This window comes from Aeromonas sp. INTO2 (assembly GCF_049860605.1).
Classification (GTDB): domain Bacteria; phylum Pseudomonadota; class Gammaproteobacteria; order Enterobacterales; family Aeromonadaceae; genus Aeromonas; species Aeromonas caviae.
This window is the reverse complement of sequence record NZ_CP187588.1, coordinates 4,041,482-4,063,343: the sequence shown is the minus strand read 5'-3', so window position 1 is coordinate 4,063,343 and position 21,862 is coordinate 4,041,482. Positions and strand designations below refer to the sequence as shown.

Below are 21,862 nucleotides of genomic sequence, written 5' to 3'. Positions count from 1 at the left end.
AAAGCCCGCCGGTGCAAACCGGCGGGCTTTTTGTTTATCAGGGCCATGCAAGGCGGGCCTCAGATCTGGCAATCCCGCTGGCTGGGGGCCGGGCGAGGCAAACGGGTGCGGCGGCTGAGGGCCTCCGCCAGCCAGACCAGCAGCAGTATGGCCAGCAGCAGGGTGGCGGTCTGGTCGTAGCGGAACAGGCTGAGCGAGACATAGAGCTGCTGTCCCAGGCCGCCGGCGCCAACCACGCCGAGTATGGTGGCGGCCCTCAGGTTCATCTCGCCGCGATAGAGGCTGTAGGCCAGCCACTGGCGCGCCACCAGGGGGAACACCCCGTACCAGAAGCAGGCCGTAGGGCCGGCCCCGCTCAGCTGCAAGGCGAGGCGAGGGGCGGGATCCGCGTTCTCCAGGGTCTCCACGAACAACCGCGCCAGCACCCCGGTGGTGTGCAGGGTCAGCGCCAGTATGCCCGCCACCGGCCCCAGTCCGACCGCGATCACCAGCAGGCTGGCGAAGATGAGTTCGGGCACGGAGCGCAGCAGGTTGAACAGCAGCCGCAGCGGCCAGCAGTGGCGCGCGAGGCAGGCCAGCGGCAGGGCCAGCAGGGCGCTGAAGAGGGTGCTTAGCAGCGCCATCTGCACCGTATCGAGCAGGCCCATAGCCACTGTCTTGAGGAAGGGCCATGACCAGTCCGGTCGCAAAAACTCTCCCAGGAAGGTGCCCAGGCCCCCCAGTGAGAAGCTCAGCATGCGCCAGTCGAGCTGATACAGCGCGAGGACAGCGGCCAGCCCCAGGCAGATCAGCAACAGCAGGCCGGGGGAGCGGCTGTGGCGCAGCCAGGCGCTGAGGCCATCCGCGAGCGTCACCAGCAGGATGAAGGCCAGCAGCAGGGTCACCACCTCGCCACCGGCAAACATGCGCAGGGAGAGTTCGAGCTGCTGACCGAGCCCGCCGGCGCCGACGAAGCCCATGATGACGGAGGCGCGCAGGGCGCACTCCCAGCGGTAGACGGTGTAGGAGAGCAGTTCCTGACGCACCGCAGGCAGCACGCCGTACCAGAGCGCCTGCAGCCGGCCGCTACCGCCCAGCAGCAGGGCGCGGGCCGGTTGCAGGGCACCGCTCTCCATGATCTCGTTGTAGACCTTGGCCAGCATGCCGCCGTAGCTGACGGCGATGGCCAGGATGGCGGCGAGCGGCCCGAGCCCCGACAGACGCACGAACAGCAGCGCCCAGATGAGCTCGGGCAGGCTGCGCAGCACGATGGCGACGAGGCGCGAGAGGGCCCGCAAGGCGCCGCGCAGCGTGCTGGGCACCGGCCCCAGTTCGGCCAGCGACAGGGCGCGGGAGCCGAGCAGGGCGAACGGCACGCCGAGCAGCAGGGCGCCCGCCAGTCCCAATGTCGCCACCGCCAGACTCTCCAGGGTCGCGGTCAGGGTCAGGACGAGGAAGTCCCGATCCATGCGGGGCGGCCAGCTGGTGGCGAGGAAGTTGCCCATCTGCCGCCAGCTCTGGCCGTCGAACAGGCCGAGCCAGCCGTCGGCCTGTTGCCACAGGCTGTAGCCGATGAGCAGCAGCAACCAGGGCAGGGGATGGCGCCAGCGGCTAGTCAAATTGAACACGCCGCCGCCTCGTCATCACCGGCGTAGAGCTCGGCCAGCATGGCCGGGGTGACGGCCGCCGCCGGACAGTCGAACAGCACTCGCCCCTCCCGCAGGCCGATGATGCGGGGGAAACGGCCGAGCGCCAGCTCGACCGCATGCAGGTTGGCGATGAGTGTGCTGCCCCGGGCGCGGGCCTGTGCCAGCAGGGCATCCAGGCTGCCTTGGGCGAGCACGGGATCGAGGGCGGAGACGGGCTCGTCCGCCAGGATCAGATCCGGCTGCTGATAGAGCACCCGTGCGATGCCGACCCGCTGCAACTGGCCACCGGAGAGCTCGCCGCAGCGCTGTTGCCACTTGTCGGCGAGGCCGAGGCGCGCCAGCTCGGCTAGCGCGCCTTCGGGGTCGCAGGGGCGCAGCAGGGAGAGTAAGGAACGGCCGAGGGACCACTGACCGAGCCGGCCGGCCAGCACGGCGGTCACCACCTGCTGGGAGGCGGGCAGCGGCGGTTGCTGCCAGACCATGCCGATCCGGCTGCGCAGCCGCTGGCGGTCCCGGGTGGAGAGGGTCCAGGGATCCTGGTCCCAGAGGGTGAGCCTGCCTTCGCCGCGCAGCTCGGTGCCGAGCAGCCGCAGCAGGCTGGTCTTGCCCGCGCCGCTCGGCCCTATGATGGCCACGCACTCGCCTGCCGTTATCTGCAGGTTGAACGGCTGCAGGATGCGGCTCTGGCCGAGCCGCAATCCTTCCCCGTCCAGCGCGACGGCGATCACTTCAGCAGGCCGGCCTGGGTGGCGGCGGCTTCGATGCCCAGGTAATTCTCGGGCTTGGTCTCGATGAAGCGGGTAGCGCGTTGCAGCTTGAGGATCTCGGCCTGGGCGGGCACCGCCGGATCCAGGCTGAGGAAGGCTTGCTTGATCTTCTCTTGCAGGGCCGGATCCATATCACCGCGTACTGTCCAGTTGTAGTCAAAGTAGGTCGGGGTGGTCCAGATCACCTTGACCTTGGTGGTGTCGACCTTGCCCTCTTCCACCAGTTTCTCCCACACGGAGGCGTTGAGCGCACCGGCCGGCACCTTGCCGGAGGCGACCCAGGCGACGGTGGCGTCGTGGGCGCCGGAGAAGGCGACGTGGGCGAAGTCACGTTCCGGGTTGATGCCCTGCTCGGCCAGGAAGTGGCGTGGCATCAGGTGACCGGAGGTGGAGGAGGGGGAGCCGAACGCGAAGTCCTTGCCCTTGGTGTCGGCCAGGGTCTTGATGCCGCTGTCGGCATTGGCGATGAACTTGGAGGTGAACTGGGCATCTTCCTGACGCTGCACCAGGGGTACCACCTTGTCGGCACGGCGGTGTGCCTGCACATAGGTGAAGCCCCCGAGCCAGGCCATGTCCAGCTTGCCGGCGGCCAGCGCCTCGACCACGGCGGCGTAGTCGTTGACCGGCACGAACACCACCTCGCGGCCTGTTTTCTCGGCCAGGTAGTCACCCAGGGGGGCAAACTTGCGCTGCAGCTCGGTGGGGGCTTCGTCCGGGATGGCGGAGACCCGCAGCGGTTCGGCGGCGACGGCGCTCAGGCTGGCGAGCAGGGTGGTGAGGGCGAATATCCATCTGGAGGTCATGAGTGGTTCCTTGTGGTCTGGCGTTCGAACAAGCGAAAGGTCCGACGGGGGCCGGACCTTTCAGGTGAGTCATGGTAGGGGGCCATCGGCGCAGTGCGCAAGATGGGACACTCAAAAAGGCGTCTTATACCCCGACGTGGAAGGCCTGCTTGAGGTTGCGGATGAAGTCCGCGTCCCGGCACAGGGTCTTGCCCGGGCTGTCGGAGATCTTGGCAACCGGGCCGCCGTTGCACTCCATCAGCTTGAACACGATGTTCATCGGGCTGACGCCGGGCAGATCGCAGGTGAGCTTGGTGCCGATGCCGAAGCTGGTGTTGATGCGGCCGCGGAAGTGGCGCAGCAGCTCGACGGCCTTGTCGAGGTTGAGCCCGTCGGAGAAGACCAACGTCTTCTCGGCAGGGTCGATGCCGAGCCGCTGATAGTGGCTGATGGCTTTCTCGCCCCACACCACGGGATCACCGGAGTCGTGGCGCAGCCCCTGGTAGCGGCTCGCCAGCTCGAAGTCGAAGTCACGCAGGAAAGCATCCATGGTGATGCAGTCGGTGAGCGCGATACCGAGGTGGTTGGTGAATTCGTCCAGCCAGCTGGTGAGGGCGGCGCGCTGGCTGAGCTCCAGCGGGAAGCCGAGCTGCTGGTGGGCCTGGAACCACTCGTGAGCCTGGGTACCCACCGCGGGCAACCGGTACTTCTGGGCCAGCAGGTAGTTGCTGGTGCCGCGAAACGCCGGCAGCCGCTCCTTGAGGCGACCCACCACGGCGTCTTGTACCGCGAGGGAGAAGCGGCGACGGGTGCCGAAGTCGATGAGGTTGAACTCGCTCATCTCCTCCCGGCTCAGCTCCCGCTCCAGCTTGTCGATCTTCTGATCGAGCCGCTCCAGTGCCTGGCTGACGCCGAACTGGGGGTAGCGGAAGCGGTTACGCATTTCGCTGATGATGGCGAGTACCGGGATCTCCCACAGGATCACGTCCTGCCAGGGGCCTTCGACCCGCACATTGATGCGGCCATCCTGCTCGAACACCTTGAGCAGGGAGGCGTCCAGCGGCTTGCGGCGCAGGTGGTCCAGGTAGTCGGGCGTGAAGAAGGGGCGTTCGGCCAGAAAGTCGAGTTCGGACCGGGTCAGGCGCAGGGAGCCGGCGAGGCGCAGTTGTTCCTCGATCTGGCCCATCATGGGCAGCAGGTCTTCTTCGTTGCGGCTGTGGAACTCGGCGACGACGTCGGCATCCGGATAGCGATGGAACACCGCCTGCTGCATGTGCAGCTTGTAGGCATCGGTGTCGAGCAGGCTGTGGAGGATGGGAGGCATATCAGGCTCCTGTGATGAGTGCTGCGCGGGCAACGCACTCTGGCTGCATCTGTGACGGGTGGGCGCCGGTGTCGGGTGGGCAGTGGAAAATGGAAGGCATATCAGGCATCCAGCAGGCGTTGAATGTCGGCCAGGGTCTGGGCCAGCTCGGCGCCGGCCTCGAGCATCCGGGTGCGGGCCTGGTCGATTGTCTCGGGGGCGATGCCGCGGCAGGCGTCGAGGTGGACGATGACCCGGAAACCGGCGCGACGCAGTTGCAGCACGCTGGTCTTGACGCAGTAGTCGGTGGCGAGGCCGCCGACCAGCACGGTAGTGACGCCGCGGGCGTGCAGAAACTCGATAAGCCCGGTGCTGCGCCGCTCCGCCAGGTCGTGATAGCAGGCGCCATAGGGATGCAGGTCCGGCTCGACCCCCTTCCAGACGAAGAAGTCGTAGTCGATGGGGGCGGGCAGGCCGTCGAGCAGCTCGAACCCAGGTGTGCCGGGCACGCAGTGGGCCGGCCAGGTGAGATCGGCATTCGCCAGTGCAAGGGGTTGCAACATGGCGCCGGGTTCGGTCACCACCCAGGGGGCGTTCGCGGGGTGGGCATCCTTGCTGCCGATCCGCAGGCTGGCGAGGGTGGCCTGAGCGTTGAGGGCGGCCACTATCTCGTCCCCGCCCGCGACGGGCAGTTCATTCGGGCAGAGGGGGCTGAACCCCTTCTGCGCATCAATATCCAGGCTGGCGACGATTCCCATGGACGGCTCCTTCACATAGTATTCTTGTGATATTATCTACCAAACATTATTAGAAGGCGAGCAGGTTAACCGGGATGCCGAGAATGAGTCTGGATATGGTGGTGCTGCGGTTGCGCGAGGAGCGGCTCGAGCTGCTTCTCGAGACCCGGGATCGCCCCCCCTTTGCCCACTGCTGGCAGTTGCCGGCCCTGCGCATCGACGAGACCCGGGATCGGGATCTGGACGCGGCTCGCCATCGCCTGCTGGCAGAGTGGGGGCTGGAGCACTGCTACAGCGAGCAGGTCTGCACCCTCGGCAACCTGGAACGGGATCCCCGCGGCTGGTCCACCACCCTCGTCTATCTCTGTCTGGCGGATCCCGATGGGGGGGCGGTGCGCGGTCGCTGGCATCCTCTGGACGATCTGCCCGGCCTGCAACTCGCCTTCGATCACGGCCAGCTGGTCGCCATGGGGCTGGAGCGGCTGCGCATCAAGAGCCGTTACAGCACCCTGCCGCTGCATCTGCTGGGGGCAGAATTCACCCTCTCCGAGGTGCAACGGGCGTTCGAGATCGTCCTGCAGACCCCCATGAACACGGCCGCATTTCGCAAGCGGCTCCACCGTGCCGACATCCTGGTGGACACAGGGCGCAAGCGCACCGGCAAGCAGCGTCCCGCCATCCTCTACCGGCTGGAGAGCCCCTGCTGCGTGATGTTCGACCAGGTGATGAACGGAGCGGAAGCATGAAGGATGTCTGCGTGCACAAGGTGCTGGTGAGCGCGTGTTTGCTGGGTCAGCCGGTGCGCTACGACGGCCGGAGCAAGGGGATTGTCAGCGACTGGCTGAAGGCCCTCGGTGCCGAGGGGCGGGTGCTGGCCTTCTGCCCCGAGGTGGCGGGCGGTCTGCCGACCCCGCGTCCACCCGCCGAGCGGCAGGGGGAGAGGGTCGTGACCGAGGGCGGGCTGGATGTGACGGAGGCGTTCGATCGGGGTGCCCTGCTGGCACTCGAGCTCTGCCAAGCCCAGGGCATCCGCTTCGCCCTGCTGAAAGAAGGGAGCCCCTCCTGCGGCAGCGGTCGCATCTACAACGGCCGCTTCGAGGGGCAATCCGTGGCGGGCGAGGGCAAGACCACGGCCCTGCTGCGCCGCCACGGCATCGCCGTGTTCAGCGAGGATCAGCTGCCCGAGCTGGCGTCGGCGCTCTCCTTGGCGGTCAACGCCGCGGGTGCCTGAGCCTGCTGCCAGCCTTCCAGCATCTCGTCCTTCTCCTGCCAGCGCCGGTTCAGCCACTCCTGGAAGCCGCGTTTGAACTGCTTGTCGTTGAAGTAATCCCCCACCAGCTGCTCGTCCACCGGCAGCTCCTCGATCCGCACCCGGATGCGCTTCATCCGCCCCATCAGGAAGTCCTTGAAGGGGGTCTCGGGGTTGTCCGGGTAGCTGATGGTGACGTTGATCAGGCTGTCGAACTGATCGCCCATGGCCGCCAGGGTGAAGGCGAGCCCCGCCGCCTTGGGGGGCATGAGATGGCGATAGCGGGAGCGGGCGGCCTCGCGCTTCTGATCGGTGAAGCGGGTCCCCTCCACAAAGTTGATGACGGTGGTGGGAATGTGGCGAAACTTCTCGCAGGCGTTGCGGGTGGTCTCGATATCCTTGCCCCGCAGATGCGGATTTCTTAACAGAAACTCTCTCGAATAGCGGCGCATAAAGGGCATGTCCAGCCCCCAGCAGGCGAGCCCCAGCAGCGGGATGTAAATGAGCTCGTGCTTCATGAAGAACTTGGGCACCGGCAGCCGATTGCGAAACAGGTGGCCGAGCACCACGATATCGGTCCAGCTCATGTGGTTGCTGATGATGAGATACCAGCCATCCTTGCGCAGCCGGGTATTGTCCTCAATCTGCCAGTCTATGCGGGTAGTGAGGCGGATCACCAGGGCGTTGCAACTGAGCCACAGGCCCATGAAGCGATTGTTGAGCCGGCTGCAGGCGCGACCAAAGGCCGGTACGGGCAGCAGCAGTTTGGCCAGAGAAACCAGCAGGATCAGGCTGGCACACAGGGCGGTAAACAGTATGGTCAGGCCGGCGCTGATGAACAGCACCAGGGGGCCCGGGAGCAGGTTTGGCATGAGTGTCTTACTGCGTCTTGTCCGCCAGCAGCTTATCCAGGGTCTGGTCCTTCTCGTACCAGATCCCGTTCAACCACTGTTGAAACTCTTGTTGGAACTCGGGGTCATTGAAGTAATCCCCCACCAGATTGCGTTCGATCGGCAGAAAGCGGACCCGAACCTTGATCTCCTTGACCCGACCGCACATAAAGTCCCAGTAGCTGGGGACGCCGCCGGGATAGGCGATGGTCACATCCACCAGCTTGTGCAGTTGATCCCCCATGGCCGCCAGGGTGAAGGCGATGCCCCCTGCTCTCGGGTGCAGCAGATGACGATAGGGTGCCCCTTGCCTGTCGTGCTTGCCGACGGTGAAGCGGGTCCCTTCCACGAAGTTCATCACACTCACCGGCATATGGCGGAAACGGGTACACGCCTTGCGCGTGGTTTCTATGTCTTTTCCCCTCAGATGTGGGTGCTTTTCCAGAAATTTTCGGGAATAACGCCGCATGAATGGGAAATCCAGCGCCCACCAGGCCAGACCGAGAAAAGGTACCCAAATCAGTTCTTTTTTGAGGAAAAACTTCAGGAAGGGGATTTTTTGATTAAAAATCCGCTGCAATACCAGTATGTCGACCCAGGATTGATGGTTGGCAATCACCATATACCACTCATTCCGGCGCCCTTTGTCCACTCCGACCACATCGAAAGGGGTGCTGATGATGGTTTTCTGGATCAGATTGTTAAAACCTATCCAGTGGGTGGCACAGCCGTCCAGGAGGGTGTTGCAGAGACGTCGCCCCCCCTGGAAGGGCAGCAGCAGCTTGATGAGGCCAAGCAGCAGGACGGGGACAAACCAGAACAGGGTGTTGATGAAATAGAGCAGGGTCGAGAGGCTGCCGCGCAGTCGCTCTATCAGCTTGTTGGGCATGGTGGAATCCGTCTTCGTATCGGTGGATGGCAACCAAGTGGTCAGATCTGTTGCCATAATATCAGCCGGCCCACGACTAGACCATGGTGGCGCCCTTTCCGGGTCGGGTGGTGGTTGCTGCCGTTCCCCCGCTCACTGGCCCCCGCGCAGCCGCGACAACAGCCTATCCATGGCACGATAGCCCAGGGCTTCGATCAGATGTGCTCTCTCGATGGTGGCGTGCCCCGCCAGATCGGCGATGGTGCGCGATACCCGCAGGATGCGGTGCCAGGCCCGGATGCTGAGCCCCAGCTTCTGGATGGCACCCTCCAGAAACTCGGCATCCTGCGGTGATAAGCGGCAAATTTCTTCGATTTCACGGCTGTCCAGCAGGTTGTTGAGCTTGCCGTTGCGGGCCAGCATCCGCTCGCGCGCCCCCAGCACCCGTTCGCGTATCTGCTGGCTCGATTCCCCCCGCTCCGCCTTGCCGGTCAGGCTCCCCCTGGGCAAGAGCGGGACCTCTACCGTCAGATCGAACCGATCGAGAAAGGGGCCGGAGAGCTTGCCCAGATAGCGCAAGATCTGATCCGGGCTGGAGCGGGTCTGGCCGTCGCCATAATGGCCGCAGGGGCTGGGATTCATGGCTCCCACCAGCTGGAAGCGGGCGGGAAAATCCACCTGGCGGGCGGCACGACTGATGGTGATGTGCCCGGTCTCCAGCGGCTCGCGAAGGGAGTCGAGCACCTTGCGCTCGAACTCCGGCAGCTCATCCAGAAACAGTACCCCGTTGTGGGCGAGGGAAATTTCGCCAGGCCTGGGATGGGTACCCCCGCCCACCAGCGCCACCGCCGAGGCGCTATGATGGGGCGTGCGATACGGCCTGTGGTGCCAGTGGCCGGCGCGGGGGGTGAGGCCGCCGATGGAGTGGATGGCGGCGGTCTGCTGCGCCTCCTGTTCGCTGAGCGGCGGCAGAATGCCGGGCAGACGGCTGGCCAACATGCTCTTGCCGGTGCCGGGGGGGCCGATGAACAGCAGGTTGTGGCTGCCGGCTGCGGCGATCTCCAGCGCCCGCTTCGCCTGGGACTGACCGATCACGTCCTGTAGATCCGGCACGTCGGGCAGGGTCTCCGCGCTCTGGGGTTCCGGCAGCGGTAGTTCGTACTGGCCCGCCAGCCAGGCGGTGACCGCCAGCAGCTGGTGGGCGGTGCGCACCTCGGCATCCTGTATGAGGGAAGCCTCCGGACCGTTCTCCCGTGGGACCAGCAGGGTGCGCCCCGCGTCGCGGCAGGCGAGCACCGAGGGGAGCACCCCAAGCACGGGGCGGATCTCGCCGGTCAGGGCCAATTCCCCTAAAAATTCGTGATCGAGTAGGTATTTTGCAGGTATCTGCTTGGATGCGGCGAGAATGCCGATGGCGATGGCCAGGTCGAAACGGCCCCCCTCCTTGGGCAGATCCGCAGGTGCCAGGTTGACGGTGATGTGCTTGGCCGGAAATTCGAAATTGCCGTTGAGCAGGGCGCTGCGCACCCGATCCCGCGACTCCTTCACCGAGGTTTCCGGCAACCCCACCATGTTGAAGGCGGGCAGGCCGTTGGAGAGGTGCACCTCCACCGTGACTTGTGGCGCCGCTATCCCCAGGCTGGCACGGCTATAAACAACAGCTAATGACATAAATACCGTCCTTGGTTTGATGTATATGCTGGTTAACCGTTTTTTATTAGTTTTTTGTTCCAGTTGTCAGGTTTCAGAGCAGTTAAAATCAGAGTCTTGTCAGGTAAAAAGTGCTTGCCCAATAAAAATCACCGTGCTAGTTCTAATAGCCATTCGCGGCAAGCTCCGCTCCCATTTCACAGGATTTCCGGTTGTAACTATGAACATGGCCTCCCGTTTCGTCAGCATTATTGTGGTCCTAGTGGTGATTATTATCTCACCGCTCGGGGCTCGTTTGGCTGCACGGAACAAGGGATAGACCCACCACCGGACAGAACGAAACAAGCGACCCCCGAGCCTCACGGCCCGGGGGTTTTTTTTCGACCAAAGGACAGGATTTTCCACATGAACGGCGCGCAGTTTTTGGTACAGGCTCTCAAAAAACAGGGTGTGACCCAGGTGTTTGGTTACCCGGGCGGGGCCATCATGCCGGTCTATGACGCCCTGTATGACGGTGGCCTGGCCCATCAGCTCTGCCGCCACGAGCAGGGTGCCGCCATGGCTGCGGTGGGTTATGCCCGCGCTTCCGGTCAGGTGGGGGTCTGCATCGCCACCTCTGGCCCCGGCGCCACCAACCTGGTCACCGGCCTCGCGGAGGCACTGCTCGATTCGGTACCGCTGGTGGCCATCAGCGGCCAGGTGCCCTGCGCCGCCGTCGGTACCGATGCCTTTCAGGAAGTGGACGTGCTCGGCATGTCCCTTTCCTGCACCAAGCACTCCTTCATGGTGACTGACCCGGCGGATCTGGGACGGGTCATTGCCGAAGCCTTCGCCATCGCCACCGAAGGGCGTCCGGGCCCCGTGCTCATCGACCTGCCCAAGGATGTGCAACTGGCCGCCGTTCCCTCTCAAAGCCCGCTGTTTGCCGTGGAGGAACCCGCCCCCCTGAATCCGGCCGAACTGACGGTCGCCCGTACCCTGCTGGCCGGAGCTGAGCGTCCGGTACTCTACGTCGGCGGCGGGGTGGGCATGGCCAATGCCGAGCAGCAGCTGCGCGACTTTGCCGCCACCACGGGGATGCCGGCGGTCACCACCCTCAAGGGGATAGGTGCCCTCGACCCCGACAGCCCCGTTTATCTGGGCATGCTCGGCATGCACGGTACCAAGGCCGCCAACCTGGCGGTACAGCAGTGCGATCTGCTGGTGGTGGTAGGCGCCCGTTTCGATGATCGGGTGACCGGCAAGCTGGAGGAATTTGCCCCCGAAGCCAAGGTGATCCACCTGGATGTGGACGCCGCCGAGTTCGGCAAGCGCCGCGCCGCCGATGTGGGCATCACCACGGATCTCAAGCGTGTGCTGCCCGCCCTGGCGATGACGCTGACCCTCGACCCCTGGCGCGAGCACTGCGCCACCATGGCTCGGGAATACGCCTTCCGCTACGACCATCCTGGTCAGGCCATCTACGCCCCGGCCCTGCTCAAAGAGCTTTCAAGCCAGCTGCCTGACACCAGCGTGGTGGCCTGCGACGTGGGTCAGCACCAGATGTGGGTGGCCCAGCACATGCGTTTCACCAGCCCGCGCAACCACCTCTCCAGTGCCGGCCTCGGCACCATGGGCTTCGGCCTGCCCGCCGCCATCGGCGCCAAGATGTCGCGCCCCGATGACGAGGTGGTGCTGGTGAGCGGGGACGGCTCCTTCATGATGAACGTGCAGGAGCTCGGCACCATCCGCCGGGCCCGGCTCAAGGTGAAGATGGTGCTGCTGGACAACCAGCGCCTCGGCATGGTGCGCCAATGGCAGGAGCTGTTCTTCGACGGTCGCTACAGCGAGACCAATCTGTCCGACAACCCCGATTTCGTCGCCCTGGCTGCCGCCTTCGGCATTCCCGGCGAGACCATCACATGCAAGGAAGAGATAGGTCCGGCACTGGATCGCCTGCTGGCGAGCGAGAGTGCCTATCTGCTGCATGTGGCTATTTCAGAGGAAGAAAATGTCTGGCCCCTGGTTCCGCCAGGAGTCGCCAACCACAAGATGATGGAGCAACGCCCATGAACCAGCTCAATACCAGCACCCTGGAAATCCATGCCCAACCCAGACCCGAAGTGATGGAACGGGTGCTGCGGGTGGTCCGTCACCGCGGTTTCAATCTCTGCGCCCTCAACATGGAGCAGGATTGCCAACAGTTGCGGATCACGGTTACTGTCGAATCGGTACGTCCCATCCAGCAGTTGTGGAGCCAGCTGGTGAAGCTGGTGGATGTCTCCCGGGTCGATGCACTGGAACAGCAACCCCGGATCAGAGCTTAAGGAGCCAAGCCAATGTCACAGCCTTCCCAATCCGCCGCCCACCCCCAATACATCTGGTTCAACGGCAAGCTGGTCCCCTGGCAGGATGCCCAGGTGCATGTCATGAGCCATGCCCTGCACTATGGCTCCTCGGTGTTCGAGGGGGTGCGGGCCTATGACACTCCCAAGGGGACCTGCATCTTCCGCCTGCAGGAGCACACCCGACGCCTGTTCGACTCCGCCAAGATCTACTGGATGGACGTCCCCTACAGCGAGACCGAAGTGAATGAAGCCTGCCGCACCGTGGTGCGCGAGAACGGCCTGAAGAGCGGCTACCTGCGCCCGCTGGCCTTTGTCGGCAACGTGGGGCTGGGGCTGCATCCGCCGCTGGATGCCAAGGCCGACCTCATGGTCGCGGCCCTGCCCTGGGGCGCCTACCTCGGAGAAGAGGGGCTGAAAAACGGGGTGGATGTGTGCGTCACCTCCTGGAACCGGCTCGCTCCCAACACCATCCCGACCGGTGCCAAGGCGGGGGGCAACTATCTCTCTTCCCAGCTCATCAGCCGCGAGGCCAAGCGCAACGGCTTCGCCGAGGGGCTGGCGCTGGACGTGAACGGCTATCTGAGCGAAGGGGCGGGGGAGAACCTGTTTCTGGTGAAGAACGGCGTGCTGTTCACCCCGCCCGCCACCGCTGCCATCCTGCCCGGCATCACCCGCGACACCATCATGACGCTGGCGCGCGACTTGGGTTACGAGGTGCGCGAGCAGGCGCTGCCCCGTGAGGCGCTCTATGTCGCAGACGAAATCTTCATGACCGGCACGGCGGCCGAGGTGACCCCGGTGCGCTCGGTGGATCGGATGAAGGTGGGCGCCGGTTGCCGTGGCCCGGTGACCGAGCAGTTGCAGAACGCCTTCTTCGGCCTGTTCAACGGCAAGACCGAAGACAAGTGGGGCTGGCTGACGCCGGTCAACGACTGATGAGAGCTGGGAGGCGTCACGCCTCCCCGAGTCGCTTCCGGTGAAGGCTCCCCGAGGTGCCTTCACCAGGATCGATTCCCGATCCGCGAATCACACATTCATGTTGAAAGACAATGCGCCCCAGGGGCATTCAGGGAGTAGAGACAATGCCGAAGTTGAGATCCGCCACCACCACCCACGGACGTAACATGGCCGGGGCCCGCGCCCTCTGGCGTGCCACCGGCATGACCGATCAGGATTTCGGCAAGCCCATCATCGCCGTGGTCAACTCTTTCACCCAGTTCGTGCCGGGCCACGTCCACCTCAAGGATCTGGGCCAGCTGGTCGCCCGCGAAATCGAGGCGGCTGGCGGGGTCGCGAAGGAGTTCAACACCATCGCCGTGGATGACGGCATCGCCATGGGCCACGGTGGCATGCTCTATTCCCTGCCGTCCCGGGAGCTCATCGCCGACTCGGTGGAGTACATGGTCAACGCCCACTGCGCCGACGCCATGGTCTGCATCTCCAACTGCGACAAGATCACCCCGGGGATGCTGATGGCTGCCCTGCGCATCAACATCCCGGTGATCTTCGTCTCCGGCGGCCCCATGGAAGCGGGCAAGACCAAGCTCTCCGACCAGATCATCAAGCTGGATCTGGTGGACGCCATGATCCAGGGCGCCGACCCCAAGGTCTCCGATGCACAGAGCGATCAGATCGAGCGCAGCGCCTGCCCCACCTGCGGCTCCTGCTCCGGCATGTTCACCGCCAACTCCATGAACTGCCTGACCGAGGCACTGGGTCTCTCCCAGCCGGGCAACGGCTCCCTGCTGGCGACCCACGCCGATCGCGAGCAGCTGTTCAAGCTGGCGGGCCAGCGCATCGTCACTCTGGCCAAGCGCTGGTATGAGCAGGACGATGCCTCGGCACTGCCGCGCAACATCGCCACCAAGGCGGCGTTCGAGAACGCCATGGCGCTCGACATCGCCATGGGCGGCTCCACCAACACCGTGCTGCACCTGCTGGCGGCAGCCCAGGAGGCGGGTGTCGACTTCACCATGGCCGACATCGACCGCATGTCCCGCAAGGTGCCCCAGCTGTGCAAGGTGGCGCCTTCCACCCAGAAGTACCACATGGAAGACGTGCACCGCGCCGGCGGCGTGGTCGCCATCCTGGGTCAGCTGGAAAAAGCGGGCCTGGTGCACGGGGATACCCGCAACGTGCTGGGCACTTCCCTGGTGGAGCTGCTGGCCGAATATGACGTCAGCCGCAGCAATGACAAAGGGGTTCACGACTTCTACCGTGCAGGCCCTGCCGGCATCCGTACCACCAAGGCGTTCAGTCAGGATTGCCGCTGGCCCGAGCTGGATCTGGACCGCGCCGAGGGGTGCATCCGCTCCTTCGATCACGCCTACAGCCAGGAAGGTGGCCTGGCGGTCCTCGCTGGCAACCTCGCCCTCAACGGGGCCATCGTCAAGACCGCCGGGGTGGACGAGGAGAACCTCACCTTCCGCGGCCCGGCCCGGGTATTCGAGAGCCAGGAGAGCGCGGTGAGTGGCATTCTGGACGGCACGGTGAAAGCCGGTGAAGTGGTGGTGATCCGCTACGAGGGCCCGAAAGGGGGCCCCGGCATGCAGGAGATGCTCTATCCCACCACCTATCTCAAGTCCATGGGATTGGGCAAGGCGTGTGCCCTCATCACCGACGGTCGCTTCTCCGGCGGTACCTCGGGTCTCTCCATCGGTCATGTCTCCCCGGAGGCGGCCTCCGGTGGCACTATCGGTCTGGTGGAGGATGGCGACATCATCAACATCGACATCCCGGCCCGCAGCATGGTGCTGGAGGTGGCAGACAGCGTGCTGGCTGCTCGTCGCGCCGCCGTCTCTGCCCGTGGCTGGAAGCCGGTCGATCGTCAGCGCGAGGTCTCCTTTGCCCTGCGCGCCTACGCCATGTTCGCCACCAGCGCCGACAAGGGCGCGGTGCGCGATCGCACCCTGCTGGGGGAGTGAGAGAATGAACTGTCATGATATGGGCGCATTGCGCGCCCTTCGCCACGAGACGGGGGTATAAACCATGGTCTCTGCGGCGGATTATCTACGCAAGGTACTGCTCTCCCCCGTCTACGAGGCGGCGAGAGTCACCCCTTTGCAAACCCTGAAGAAACTCTCCGAGCGGCTCGGCAATCACGTCAGCCTGAAGCGGGAGGATCTGCAACCGGTTCACTCCTTCAAGCTGCGCGGCGCCTACCACAAGATCGCCACCCTGACCCAGGAGCAGAAAGAACGCGGCGTCATCGCCGCCTCCGCCGGCAACCACGCCCAGGGGGTCGCCCTGTCGGCCGCCAAGCTCGGCATCAAGGCGATCATCGTGATGCCCAAGACCACGCCGGACATCAAGATCGACGCGGTGCGCCGTCAGGGCGGCAACGTCATGCTGTTTGGCAACAGCTTCGATGAGGCCTACGGCGAGAGCCGCCGCCTCGCCGAGTTGGAGGGCTACACCCTGATCCCGCCGTTCGACGACGTCGAGGTGATCGCCGGCCAGGGCACCATCGGCAAGGAGCTGCTGGAGCAGGATACCCACCTCACCCACGTCTTCGTGCCGGTGGGCGGCGGCGGCCTGGCCGCCGGGGTGGCGGTCTACATCAAGCAGCTGCTGCCGGATGTAAAGGTGATCGGGGTGGAGGCGGAGGGGTCCGCCTGCCTCAAGGCGGCGCTGGCGGCCGGCGAGCCGGTCAATCTGGAGCGGGTCTCCCTGTTTGCGGACGGGGTGGCGGTCAAGCGCATCGGCGAGGAGACCTTCCGGCTGTGCAACCAGTATCTGGACGAGGTGGTGACCGTCTCCAACGATCAGATTTGCGCCGCACTGAAAGACATCTTTGATGACTGCCGCGCCATCGCCGAGCCGTCGGGGGCCTTGTCCCTGGCGGGACTCAAGGCTTACAGCGAGCGCGAGCAGGTGAAAGGGGGACGGATGGCGGCCATTCTGTCCGGCGCCAACGTCAACTTCCACAGCCTGCGCTACGTCTCCGAGCGCTGCGAGATCGGCGAGAAGCGCGAGGGCATGCTGGCGGTGACCATCCCCGAGCGCAAGGGGGCCTTCCTCGACTTCTGCCGTCAGCTGGGGCCCCGCATGGTGACCGAGTTCAACTATCGCTATGCGGACGCGGAGCAGGCGTCGCTGTTCGTCTCGGTGCGCCTCACCGGCGGTGACGAGGAGCTGGGCCAGATCATCGATCAGCTCGGCGGCAACGGCTATCCGGTGGTCAACATGACCGAGAGCGAGCTGGCCAAGAACCACGTGCGCTACATGATTGGCGGCCGCCCGGCCCGGCCCCTCGGTGAGCGTCTTTACAGCTTCAAGTTCCCGGAGCAGCCGGGGGCCCTGATGCGCTTCCTCGAGACCCTGGGCTGTCGCTGGAACATCAGCCTGTTCCACTACCGCAACCACGGCGCCGACTACGGACGGGTGCTCTGCGCCTTCGAGCTGCCGGACGAGGACGTGGCGGCTTTCCACGACTACCTGCACGAGATTGGCTACGGCTGGAAAGAGGTGAGCGAGGATCCCGCCTACCGGCTGTTCCTGGCGAGCCAGGGCAGTCAGTGAGCGGGGGCCATCCCCTTGCCAGATGAAAAACGAAGAGCCCGGCTCTTCGTTTTTTTATGGGCAACGCGCCGGCCCCCATGATTGGGGGCACGGTGGCTGATAATGTCGCCAATATCACACTCCTGAGTCCCTGGTCGTTTGAGGCTGGTTGCAGATGGGATAATCTGAATGCGGGGCTTGGGTTCAGGGCCCCGTCAGGGAAGAGAGACGCAGCAGCGTCATAACAATTCATTGCAGGGGCTCATCCATGAACAGATCTATGCTCGCCGTCCTGATCGGCGCTTTGATGGCAACAGGGACGGTGCAGGCTGCCGCCCAGGACAACACCTGGTATGTCGGCGGCAAGGCCGGCTGGTCAAATTATTACGGGGTGGATTACAACGCTCAGGTCGAAGAGCTGTTCGATGCGACCAAGGTGAACGAGAGCAGCGATGATCTCGGTCTGGGGCTGTTTGCCGGTTATCAGGTGAACAGAAACGTGGCGGTTGAGCTCGGCTATGACTGGCTCGGCAAGTATCAGGTGGACAAGCACTACTCGGGCAACGGGGTTGATTTCGCACTCGATGGCGAGGCCAAGGCCCAGATGGTGCAGGCCACCATGAAGATCATCCTGCCTGCAACCTCGGCACTGGATATCTACGGCCGTCTCGGGGGGGCCTATGCCTGGACCGAGAGCTCACTCAACGTCCGGGCCAGCGATGGCACCAGCAGCCTCTCCGAATCCCATGAGGGCAACAAATATCATGGTGCCGCCTTTGTCGGGGCGCTGGGGGTCGAATACGCCATCGACAAGGATTGGGCCGCCCGCCTCGAATACCAGTACACCACACCCCTTGGGAAGACTTCCCTCGACGAATCAGGCATCGAGATGGACAACGGCCTGCTGTCGGTCGGCATGCTCTATCGCTTCGGCCAGATAGGCGACGAGCCGGTGGCACCAACGCCTGCGCCCGAACCTGCGCCCGCCCCGGCCCCCGTGCTGGTGGAGAAGCAGTTCAGCCTGGATTCCGATGTGCTGTTCGAGTTCAACAAGGCGACCCTGAAGCCGGCCGCCAGTCAGGCCCTCGACAACCTGTTTGCCCAGATCCTGGCGGCCAATCCGAAAGACGGGGTGGCGACGGTGATCGGTCATACCGACCGCATCGGCTCGGAGGCCTACAACCAGTCCCTCTCCGAACAGCGTGCCCGCACGGTGGCGGATTATCTCATCGCCAAGGGATTGTTTGCCGACAAGGTGCGTGCCGAAGGGCGGGGAGAGTCTTCGCCCGTGACCGGGGGCAGCTGCCCGGATGGCGCCAAGGCGCAGATGATCGCCTGCCTGGCCCCGGATCGCCGGGTCGAGGTGCGCCTGACCGGGGTCTCCCAGGTCGCCGAATAAGCCATCTTTGCCTTGCTATTAAACAACGAGGGGGCCTTGGCCCCCTCGTTGTTTATGTGGGTGTGAGTCGTGACGTTTGCAGCCGCTTGGCGCAATGACTCACCATGATCAGCAGCAAGGCGCCGGGCAGCACTGTTTGCCAGAGGAAAGGCCAGGACTGGGTGGTGAGCAGGATCAACAGTGGATTGGCTCCGGCGGGGGGGTGGATCAGCCCCAGTCCCTGCATGAGTGCAATGGACAGGCCCACACCCAGCGCCAGCTTGAGTTCCATCGGTAGCGGTAGCAATTGCACCACCAATCCCACGGTGGCCGATAACAGGTGGCCTCCCAGCACGTTCTGCGGACGGGCCAGCGGACTGTCCGGCAGGGAGAAGAGCAGCACACAGCTTGCCCCGAACGGTGCCATCAACAGGGTTGACTGCCAGCTCATGTCCAGCCAGCCGAGCAACATTATGGCCAGGCAGGCTCCGAGCCCTGCCAGCCAGGCACTTCGCCATCGTCTTGTTTCCATCTCCTGTCTCCTTGTCTGTGCCGGATCACTTGATCCAGCCTGCGACATTAGGTAGACAGATCGGTGTACTTCAAGAGGAAATTCACCATGAGCGAAAAACGGCAGCAGCTGATGACGACAGCCTATCGGTTGTTCAATCGTCACGGCTTTCACGCCACCGGCATCGATCGCATCTGGGCCGAGGCAGGCAGTACCAAACGTACCCTCTATCGCCACTTCCCCACCAAGGATGCCTTGATCGAAGCGGTGCTGATGGCACGGGATGCGGAGTTCTTTGCCCTGCTCGATGCCAGGATGGATGGGGTATCGGGGCGGGAGGCCAGGTTGCTGGCGCTGCTCGATGGCTTTGCGGACTGGTTTGGCCGCAGCGACTTCTACGGCTGCAACTTCATCAACGCGAGCGCCGAGTTCTCCGATCCTCGCCACCCGGTGCGCAAGCTGGTGGTGGCCCACAAGCGTGCGTTGCTGAACTGGGTCAGGGAGGCCCTCGAATGCACCGAGGTGCAGGCCACCGGGTTATGCCTGCTGCTGGAAGGGGCCGTGGTGATGGCCCACAGCTATGAGCAGCCTCTGGCTCTGGAACAGGCCAGGGTGTTGGCGGAGGCCGTGCTGGCAGAGCCGCGCTAGTTCAGCTCCGTGGGGTCGATATCCAGACTCCAGCGCACCCGCTTGGTCTCGGGCCACCCCTCCAGCTCCGTCACCGCCCAGTCGAGCAACTGGGCCAGCGGTGCCCGGCTGGGCCCCTGCACCAGCAGCTGCATGCGAAACTTGCCCGCCTTGCGCTCCATAAAGCCGCTGATGGGCCCCAGCACCTGCACCTGGGGATAGCGGGCGCTGCGTAGGGTATCGGCGAGACGACTGAGGAACAGCTGTACCTCGTCGCGGCCGTTGGCCTCGGCCCGGAACAGTCCCTGATGGCTGAACGGTGGCAGCCCCAGCAGGCGGCGCTCTTTCAGCGTCGTGTCGGCGAAGTGGCCATAGCCGTTCTGGGTCAGATCCTGCAGCAGGGCGTGTTCGGGATGGTGGCTCTGCAGCACCACCAGCCCGGGTTTGCTGGCGCGACCAGCCCGGCCCGCCACCTGGGTGTAGAGCTGGGCCAGCTTCTCGGCGGCGCGAAAATCGGCGCTGAACAGGGCGCCATCCACGTCCAGCAGGCCCACTAGCGTCACGTCCGGGAAGTGGTGGCCCTTGGCCAGCATCTGGGTGCCGATCAGGATCTTGTACTTGCCCGCCTTGATGTCGCCGAGGTGGGTCTCCAGCTCCCCCTTGCGGCGGGTGTTGTCCCGGTCGATGCGCACCACCGGATATTGCGGGAACACGGTGCCGAGCAGTTGCTCCAGCTGTTCGGTGCCGACCCCGGAGCCGATGAGCTCGCTGCTGCCACACTCGGGACAGTGGTGGGGCAGCGGGCGCACGCTGTCGCAGTGGTGGCAGTGCAGTCGCCGCCCGGCCTGGTGCCAGGTGTACCAGGCGTCACAGCGCTCGCAGGCGGCACTCCAGCCGCACTGGTGGCAGATGAGTGCCGGCGCATAGCCCCGGCGGTTGAGAAACAGCATCACCTGGTTGCCCGCCGCCAGGTGCTCGGCCATCAGCTGTTCCAGCTGGGGGGAGAGCCCGGCCTGCAACCGCACGTTCTTGATATCCAGGATCACCTGGCGAGCGGTCTGGGCGTTGCCGGCGCGCCGGGTCAGGCTGAGGTGGTGATACTTGCCGCTGCGGGCGTTGTGCAGCGTCTCCAGCGACGGGGTGGCAGATCCAAGCAGGATGGGAATGCCGGCGCGATGGGCCCGCATCACCGCCAGATCCCGCGCGTGGTAGCGAAAGCCGTCCTGTTGCTTGAAGGAGCCGTCGTGCTCCTCGTCGATGATGATGATGCCGAGGTCCTTGAACGGCGTGAACACCGCGGATCGGGTGCCGATCAGAATGGCGGCACCACCGTCGCGGCAGGCGAGCCAGGCATCGAGCCGCTCCCTGTCGTTCATGGCGGAGTTCATTGCCACCACGGGTACGTTGAAGCGGCGGCGAAAGCGGTTGATGGTCTGGGGGGTGAGGCCGATTTCCGGCACCATCACCAGCGCCTGCTTGCCCGCCTTGAGCAGGGGCTCGAGGATGCTGAGGTAAACCTCGGTCTTGCCGGAGCCCGTGATGCCGTCCAGCAGGAAGGCACCGAACTTGTTGCTCTGGCTGGTGACGGCGGCCACCGCCAGCGCCTGCTCGCCGTTGAGGCGCAGCCCCTCACCCGGCTCGAAGCGGGTGGCCCAGTCGCCATCATGGCTCGGCTCCAGCGAGCGCTTCTCCAGCAGTCCCTTCTTCTCCAGCGCGGTGAGGGCCGCGCTCTGGATTTCCTCCTGTTTGAGGGCGGAGGGGGTCTGCGGCCCCTTGCGCAGCAAGGCGAGGGCCTGCTGCTGCTTGGCCGCCCGCTTGAGCTCGTTGAGGTCGATGGCCATGCCGGCCTCGGTGGCAAACCAGAACTCCAGCTCCCGATAGGCGGCGGGTTCCCCCTTGCGCACCAGCACCGGCAGGGCGTGGGGCAGTACCTCCCCCAGCGGGTGCTGGTAGTAACCGGCGCTCCAGGCCATCAGCGCCAGGATGTCGGGCCCCAGCACGGGGGCGCTGTCGAGCACCCTCTTCAAGGGCTTTAATTTGTTGCGGGGGACCTGGCTCTCGGTCGGGTGATCCACCACCAGACCGACCAGGGTCTGCGGGCCGAACGGGATCTCGACCCGGCAACCGGGGGCAGGCAAGGGCAGGGGAGAGAGATAGTCGAAATGACGGCGTAACGGCACCGGCACAGCCACACGAACCAGATCCAGCGTTTGGGAAGAATTCACCAGGGGTTGCCTATTTTTTCTGCGAAGCCACTTGCCTGATCTCAGGCGTTTCCTATATTATTCGCAGCCTTTGAAACTGTGTTCAACAATCGTGTGGTGTCCGACAAGAGATCGGATGGCGACACGGCCTGATAATTGAGGTTGTCCATGAAAGCTGGTATCCATCCTGACTACGTAGCCATCACCGCCAAGTGCTCTTGCGGTAACGTCATCAACACCTTCTCTACCATCGGTAAAGATCTGAACCTGGACGTGTGCTCCGAGTGCCACCCGTTCTACACCGGCAAGCAGAAAGAAGTTTCTAGCGGCGGCCGTGTAGACAAGTTCAACAAGCGTTTCGGTGGCTTGACCTCCAAGAAGTAATCTTGCTTCTGAAGAATTCTGAAAAAGGCGCCCATCGGGTGCCTTTTTTATTGGCCG

The 21,862-nt window shown here is 64.5% G+C and carries 20 protein-coding genes; 10 read left to right on the top strand and 10 right to left on the bottom strand.

Features of this window, described 5'->3' with window-relative positions; genetic code table 11:
* Positions 1–59: 59 nt before the first annotated feature.
* The 5 genes from phnE to ACPW74_RS19185 all read right to left on the bottom strand — a co-directional run bounded on the left by phnE (position 60) and on the right by ACPW74_RS19185 (position 5,238).
* Positions 60–1,607, bottom strand: coding sequence for a phosphonate ABC transporter, permease protein PhnE (gene phnE, locus ACPW74_RS19205; RefSeq protein ID WP_279982154.1), 1,548 nt, complete (start codon positions 1,605–1,607; stop codon positions 60–62).
* Positions 1,595–2,356, bottom strand: coding sequence for a phosphonate ABC transporter ATP-binding protein (locus ACPW74_RS19200; protein WP_043153387.1), 762 nt, complete (start codon positions 2,354–2,356; stop codon positions 1,595–1,597). Before ACPW74_RS19200 ends, phnE begins: the two co-directional genes overlap by 13 nt.
* Complete coding sequence (locus ACPW74_RS19195) at positions 2,353–3,198, bottom strand: putative selenate ABC transporter substrate-binding protein (protein WP_043153390.1); 846 nt, start codon at positions 3,196–3,198, stop codon at positions 2,353–2,355. Before ACPW74_RS19195 ends, ACPW74_RS19200 begins: the two co-directional genes overlap by 4 nt.
* A 124-nt stretch (positions 3,199–3,322) precedes the next feature.
* Positions 3,323–4,501 carry a nicotinate phosphoribosyltransferase gene (pncB, locus tag ACPW74_RS19190; protein WP_010676094.1) on the bottom strand — a complete coding sequence of 393 codons (1,179 nt, stop codon included), beginning with the start codon at positions 4,499–4,501 and terminating at the stop codon, positions 3,323–3,325.
* Positions 4,502–4,602: 101 nt separating this feature from the next.
* Entirely contained in the window at positions 4,603–5,238 is a 636-nt protein-coding gene (locus tag ACPW74_RS19185) for a nicotinamidase (protein WP_279982151.1), read from the bottom strand.
* A 74-nt stretch (positions 5,239–5,312) separates the two neighbouring features.
* Here ACPW74_RS19185 and ACPW74_RS19180 point away from each other — a divergent pair, with 74 nt between their 5' ends.
* Both ACPW74_RS19180 and ACPW74_RS19175 read left to right on the top strand, forming a co-directional pair.
* Positions 5,313–5,963 carry an NUDIX hydrolase gene (locus tag ACPW74_RS19180; protein WP_279982149.1) on the top strand — a complete coding sequence of 217 codons (651 nt, stop codon included), beginning with the start codon at positions 5,313–5,315 and terminating at the stop codon, positions 5,961–5,963.
* The gene (locus ACPW74_RS19175) at positions 5,960–6,448 is read left to right on the top strand and encodes a DUF523 domain-containing protein (RefSeq protein WP_219143125.1); all 489 of its coding nucleotides are present in this window, start codon (positions 5,960–5,962) and stop codon (positions 6,446–6,448) included. The genes ACPW74_RS19180 and ACPW74_RS19175 overlap by 4 nt, the downstream gene beginning before the upstream one ends.
* Here the strand turns inward: ACPW74_RS19175 and ACPW74_RS19170 are convergent.
* The 3 genes from ACPW74_RS19170 to ACPW74_RS19160 form a co-directional block, all read right to left on the bottom strand.
* Positions 6,391–7,338 (bottom strand): acyltransferase, encoded by a 948-nt coding sequence (locus ACPW74_RS19170; protein WP_279982148.1) that lies wholly within the window; start codon positions 7,336–7,338, stop codon positions 6,391–6,393. The genes ACPW74_RS19175 and ACPW74_RS19170 overlap by 58 nt on opposite strands.
* Before the next feature lie 7 nt (positions 7,339–7,345).
* A complete protein-coding gene (locus tag ACPW74_RS19165) occupies positions 7,346–8,245 on the bottom strand; it encodes an acyltransferase (protein ID WP_279982146.1) in 900 nt (299 codons plus the stop codon).
* Between the two features lie 132 nt (positions 8,246–8,377).
* Complete coding sequence (locus tag ACPW74_RS19160) at positions 8,378–9,895, bottom strand: YifB family Mg chelatase-like AAA ATPase (protein WP_279982144.1); 1,518 nt, start codon at positions 9,893–9,895, stop codon at positions 8,378–8,380.
* 384 nt (positions 9,896–10,279) lie between these two features.
* On the opposite strand from ACPW74_RS19160, the gene ilvG reads away from it, so the two are divergent.
* From ilvG to ompA, 6 genes are all read left to right on the top strand, one after another.
* Positions 10,280–11,926 carry an acetolactate synthase 2 catalytic subunit gene (gene ilvG / locus ACPW74_RS19155; RefSeq protein WP_266142246.1) on the top strand — a complete coding sequence of 549 codons (1,647 nt, stop codon included), beginning with the start codon at positions 10,280–10,282 and terminating at the stop codon, positions 11,924–11,926.
* Complete coding sequence (gene ilvM, locus ACPW74_RS19150) at positions 11,923–12,180, top strand: acetolactate synthase 2 small subunit (protein ID WP_010676086.1); 258 nt, start codon at positions 11,923–11,925, stop codon at positions 12,178–12,180. The genes ilvG and ilvM overlap by 4 nt, the downstream gene beginning before the upstream one ends.
* Positions 12,181–12,192: 12 nt before the next feature.
* Entirely contained in the window at positions 12,193–13,137 is a 945-nt protein-coding gene (locus ACPW74_RS19145) for a branched-chain amino acid transaminase (RefSeq protein WP_052815778.1), read from the top strand.
* Between the two features lie 146 nt (positions 13,138–13,283).
* Positions 13,284–15,125, top strand: a complete 1,842-nt coding sequence (ilvD, locus tag ACPW74_RS19140; RefSeq protein ID WP_043153414.1) for a dihydroxy-acid dehydratase — start codon at positions 13,284–13,286, stop codon at positions 15,123–15,125.
* A gap of 64 nt (positions 15,126–15,189) precedes the next feature.
* Positions 15,190–16,722, top strand: coding sequence for a threonine ammonia-lyase, biosynthetic (gene ilvA, locus ACPW74_RS19135; protein ID WP_041211987.1), 1,533 nt, complete (start codon positions 15,190–15,192; stop codon positions 16,720–16,722).
* Positions 16,723–16,969: 247 nt separating this feature from the next.
* Positions 16,970–18,100, top strand: a complete 1,131-nt coding sequence (ompA, locus tag ACPW74_RS19130) for a porin OmpA (protein ID WP_425858440.1) — start codon at positions 16,970–16,972, stop codon at positions 18,098–18,100.
* A 52-nt stretch (positions 18,101–18,152) separates the two neighbouring features.
* Here ompA and ACPW74_RS19125 read toward each other — a convergent pair whose 3' ends face one another.
* Entirely contained in the window at positions 18,153–18,611 is a 459-nt protein-coding gene (locus ACPW74_RS19125; RefSeq protein ID WP_419188813.1) for an HPP family protein, read from the bottom strand.
* A gap of 87 nt (positions 18,612–18,698) precedes the next feature.
* Here ACPW74_RS19125 and ACPW74_RS19120 point away from each other — a divergent pair, with 87 nt between their 5' ends.
* On the top strand, positions 18,699–19,238 hold the full coding sequence (locus ACPW74_RS19120) for a TetR/AcrR family transcriptional regulator (protein ID WP_103859075.1): 540 nt from the start codon (positions 18,699–18,701) through the stop codon (positions 19,236–19,238).
* Here ACPW74_RS19120 and priA read toward each other — a convergent pair.
* A complete protein-coding gene (gene priA, locus ACPW74_RS19115) occupies positions 19,235–21,442 on the bottom strand; it encodes a primosomal protein N' (protein ID WP_103859074.1) in 2,208 nt (735 codons plus the stop codon). The two genes, ACPW74_RS19120 and priA, sit on opposite strands and share 4 nt — an antisense overlap.
* A 147-nt stretch (positions 21,443–21,589) precedes the next feature.
* Here priA and rpmE point away from each other — a divergent pair, with 147 nt between their 5' ends.
* Complete coding sequence (gene rpmE / locus ACPW74_RS19110) at positions 21,590–21,805, top strand: 50S ribosomal protein L31 (RefSeq protein WP_010676078.1); 216 nt, start codon at positions 21,590–21,592, stop codon at positions 21,803–21,805.
* Positions 21,806–21,862 lie beyond the last annotated feature (57 nt).

Excerpts from the sequence above, each read along its gene's own strand:
- ACPW74_RS19195 (WP_043153390.1), bottom strand. The coding sequence starts at position 3,198 with ATGACCTCCAGATGGATATTCGCCCTCACCACCCTGCTCGCCAGCCTG.
- pncB (WP_010676094.1), bottom strand. The coding sequence starts at position 4,501 with ATGCCTCCCATCCTCCACAGCCTGCTCGACACCGATGCCTACAAGCTG.
- ACPW74_RS19185 (WP_279982151.1), bottom strand. The coding sequence starts at position 5,238 with ATGGGAATCGTCGCCAGCCTGGATATTGATGCGCAGAAGGGGTTCAGC.
- ACPW74_RS19180 (WP_279982149.1), top strand. The coding sequence starts at position 5,313 with ATGCCGAGAATGAGTCTGGATATGGTGGTGCTGCGGTTGCGCGAGGAG.
- ACPW74_RS19175 (WP_219143125.1), top strand. The coding sequence starts at position 5,960 with ATGAAGGATGTCTGCGTGCACAAGGTGCTGGTGAGCGCGTGTTTGCTG.
- ACPW74_RS19170 (WP_279982148.1), bottom strand. The coding sequence starts at position 7,338 with ATGCCAAACCTGCTCCCGGGCCCCCTGGTGCTGTTCATCAGCGCCGGC.
- ACPW74_RS19165 (WP_279982146.1), bottom strand. The coding sequence starts at position 8,245 with ATGCCCAACAAGCTGATAGAGCGACTGCGCGGCAGCCTCTCGACCCTG.
- ACPW74_RS19160 (WP_279982144.1), bottom strand. The coding sequence starts at position 9,895 with ATGTCATTAGCTGTTGTTTATAGCCGTGCCAGCCTGGGGATAGCGGCG.
- ilvG (WP_266142246.1), top strand. The coding sequence starts at position 10,280 with ATGAACGGCGCGCAGTTTTTGGTACAGGCTCTCAAAAAACAGGGTGTG.
- ilvM (WP_010676086.1), top strand. The coding sequence starts at position 11,923 with ATGAACCAGCTCAATACCAGCACCCTGGAAATCCATGCCCAACCCAGA.
- ACPW74_RS19145 (WP_052815778.1), top strand. The coding sequence starts at position 12,193 with ATGTCACAGCCTTCCCAATCCGCCGCCCACCCCCAATACATCTGGTTC.
- ilvD (WP_043153414.1), top strand. The coding sequence starts at position 13,284 with ATGCCGAAGTTGAGATCCGCCACCACCACCCACGGACGTAACATGGCC.
- ilvA (WP_041211987.1), top strand. The coding sequence starts at position 15,190 with ATGGTCTCTGCGGCGGATTATCTACGCAAGGTACTGCTCTCCCCCGTC.
- ompA (WP_425858440.1), top strand. The coding sequence starts at position 16,970 with ATGAACAGATCTATGCTCGCCGTCCTGATCGGCGCTTTGATGGCAACA.
- ACPW74_RS19125 (WP_419188813.1), bottom strand. The coding sequence starts at position 18,611 with ATGGAAACAAGACGATGGCGAAGTGCCTGGCTGGCAGGGCTCGGAGCC.
- ACPW74_RS19120 (WP_103859075.1), top strand. The coding sequence starts at position 18,699 with ATGAGCGAAAAACGGCAGCAGCTGATGACGACAGCCTATCGGTTGTTC.
- rpmE (WP_010676078.1), top strand. The coding sequence starts at position 21,590 with ATGAAAGCTGGTATCCATCCTGACTACGTAGCCATCACCGCCAAGTGC.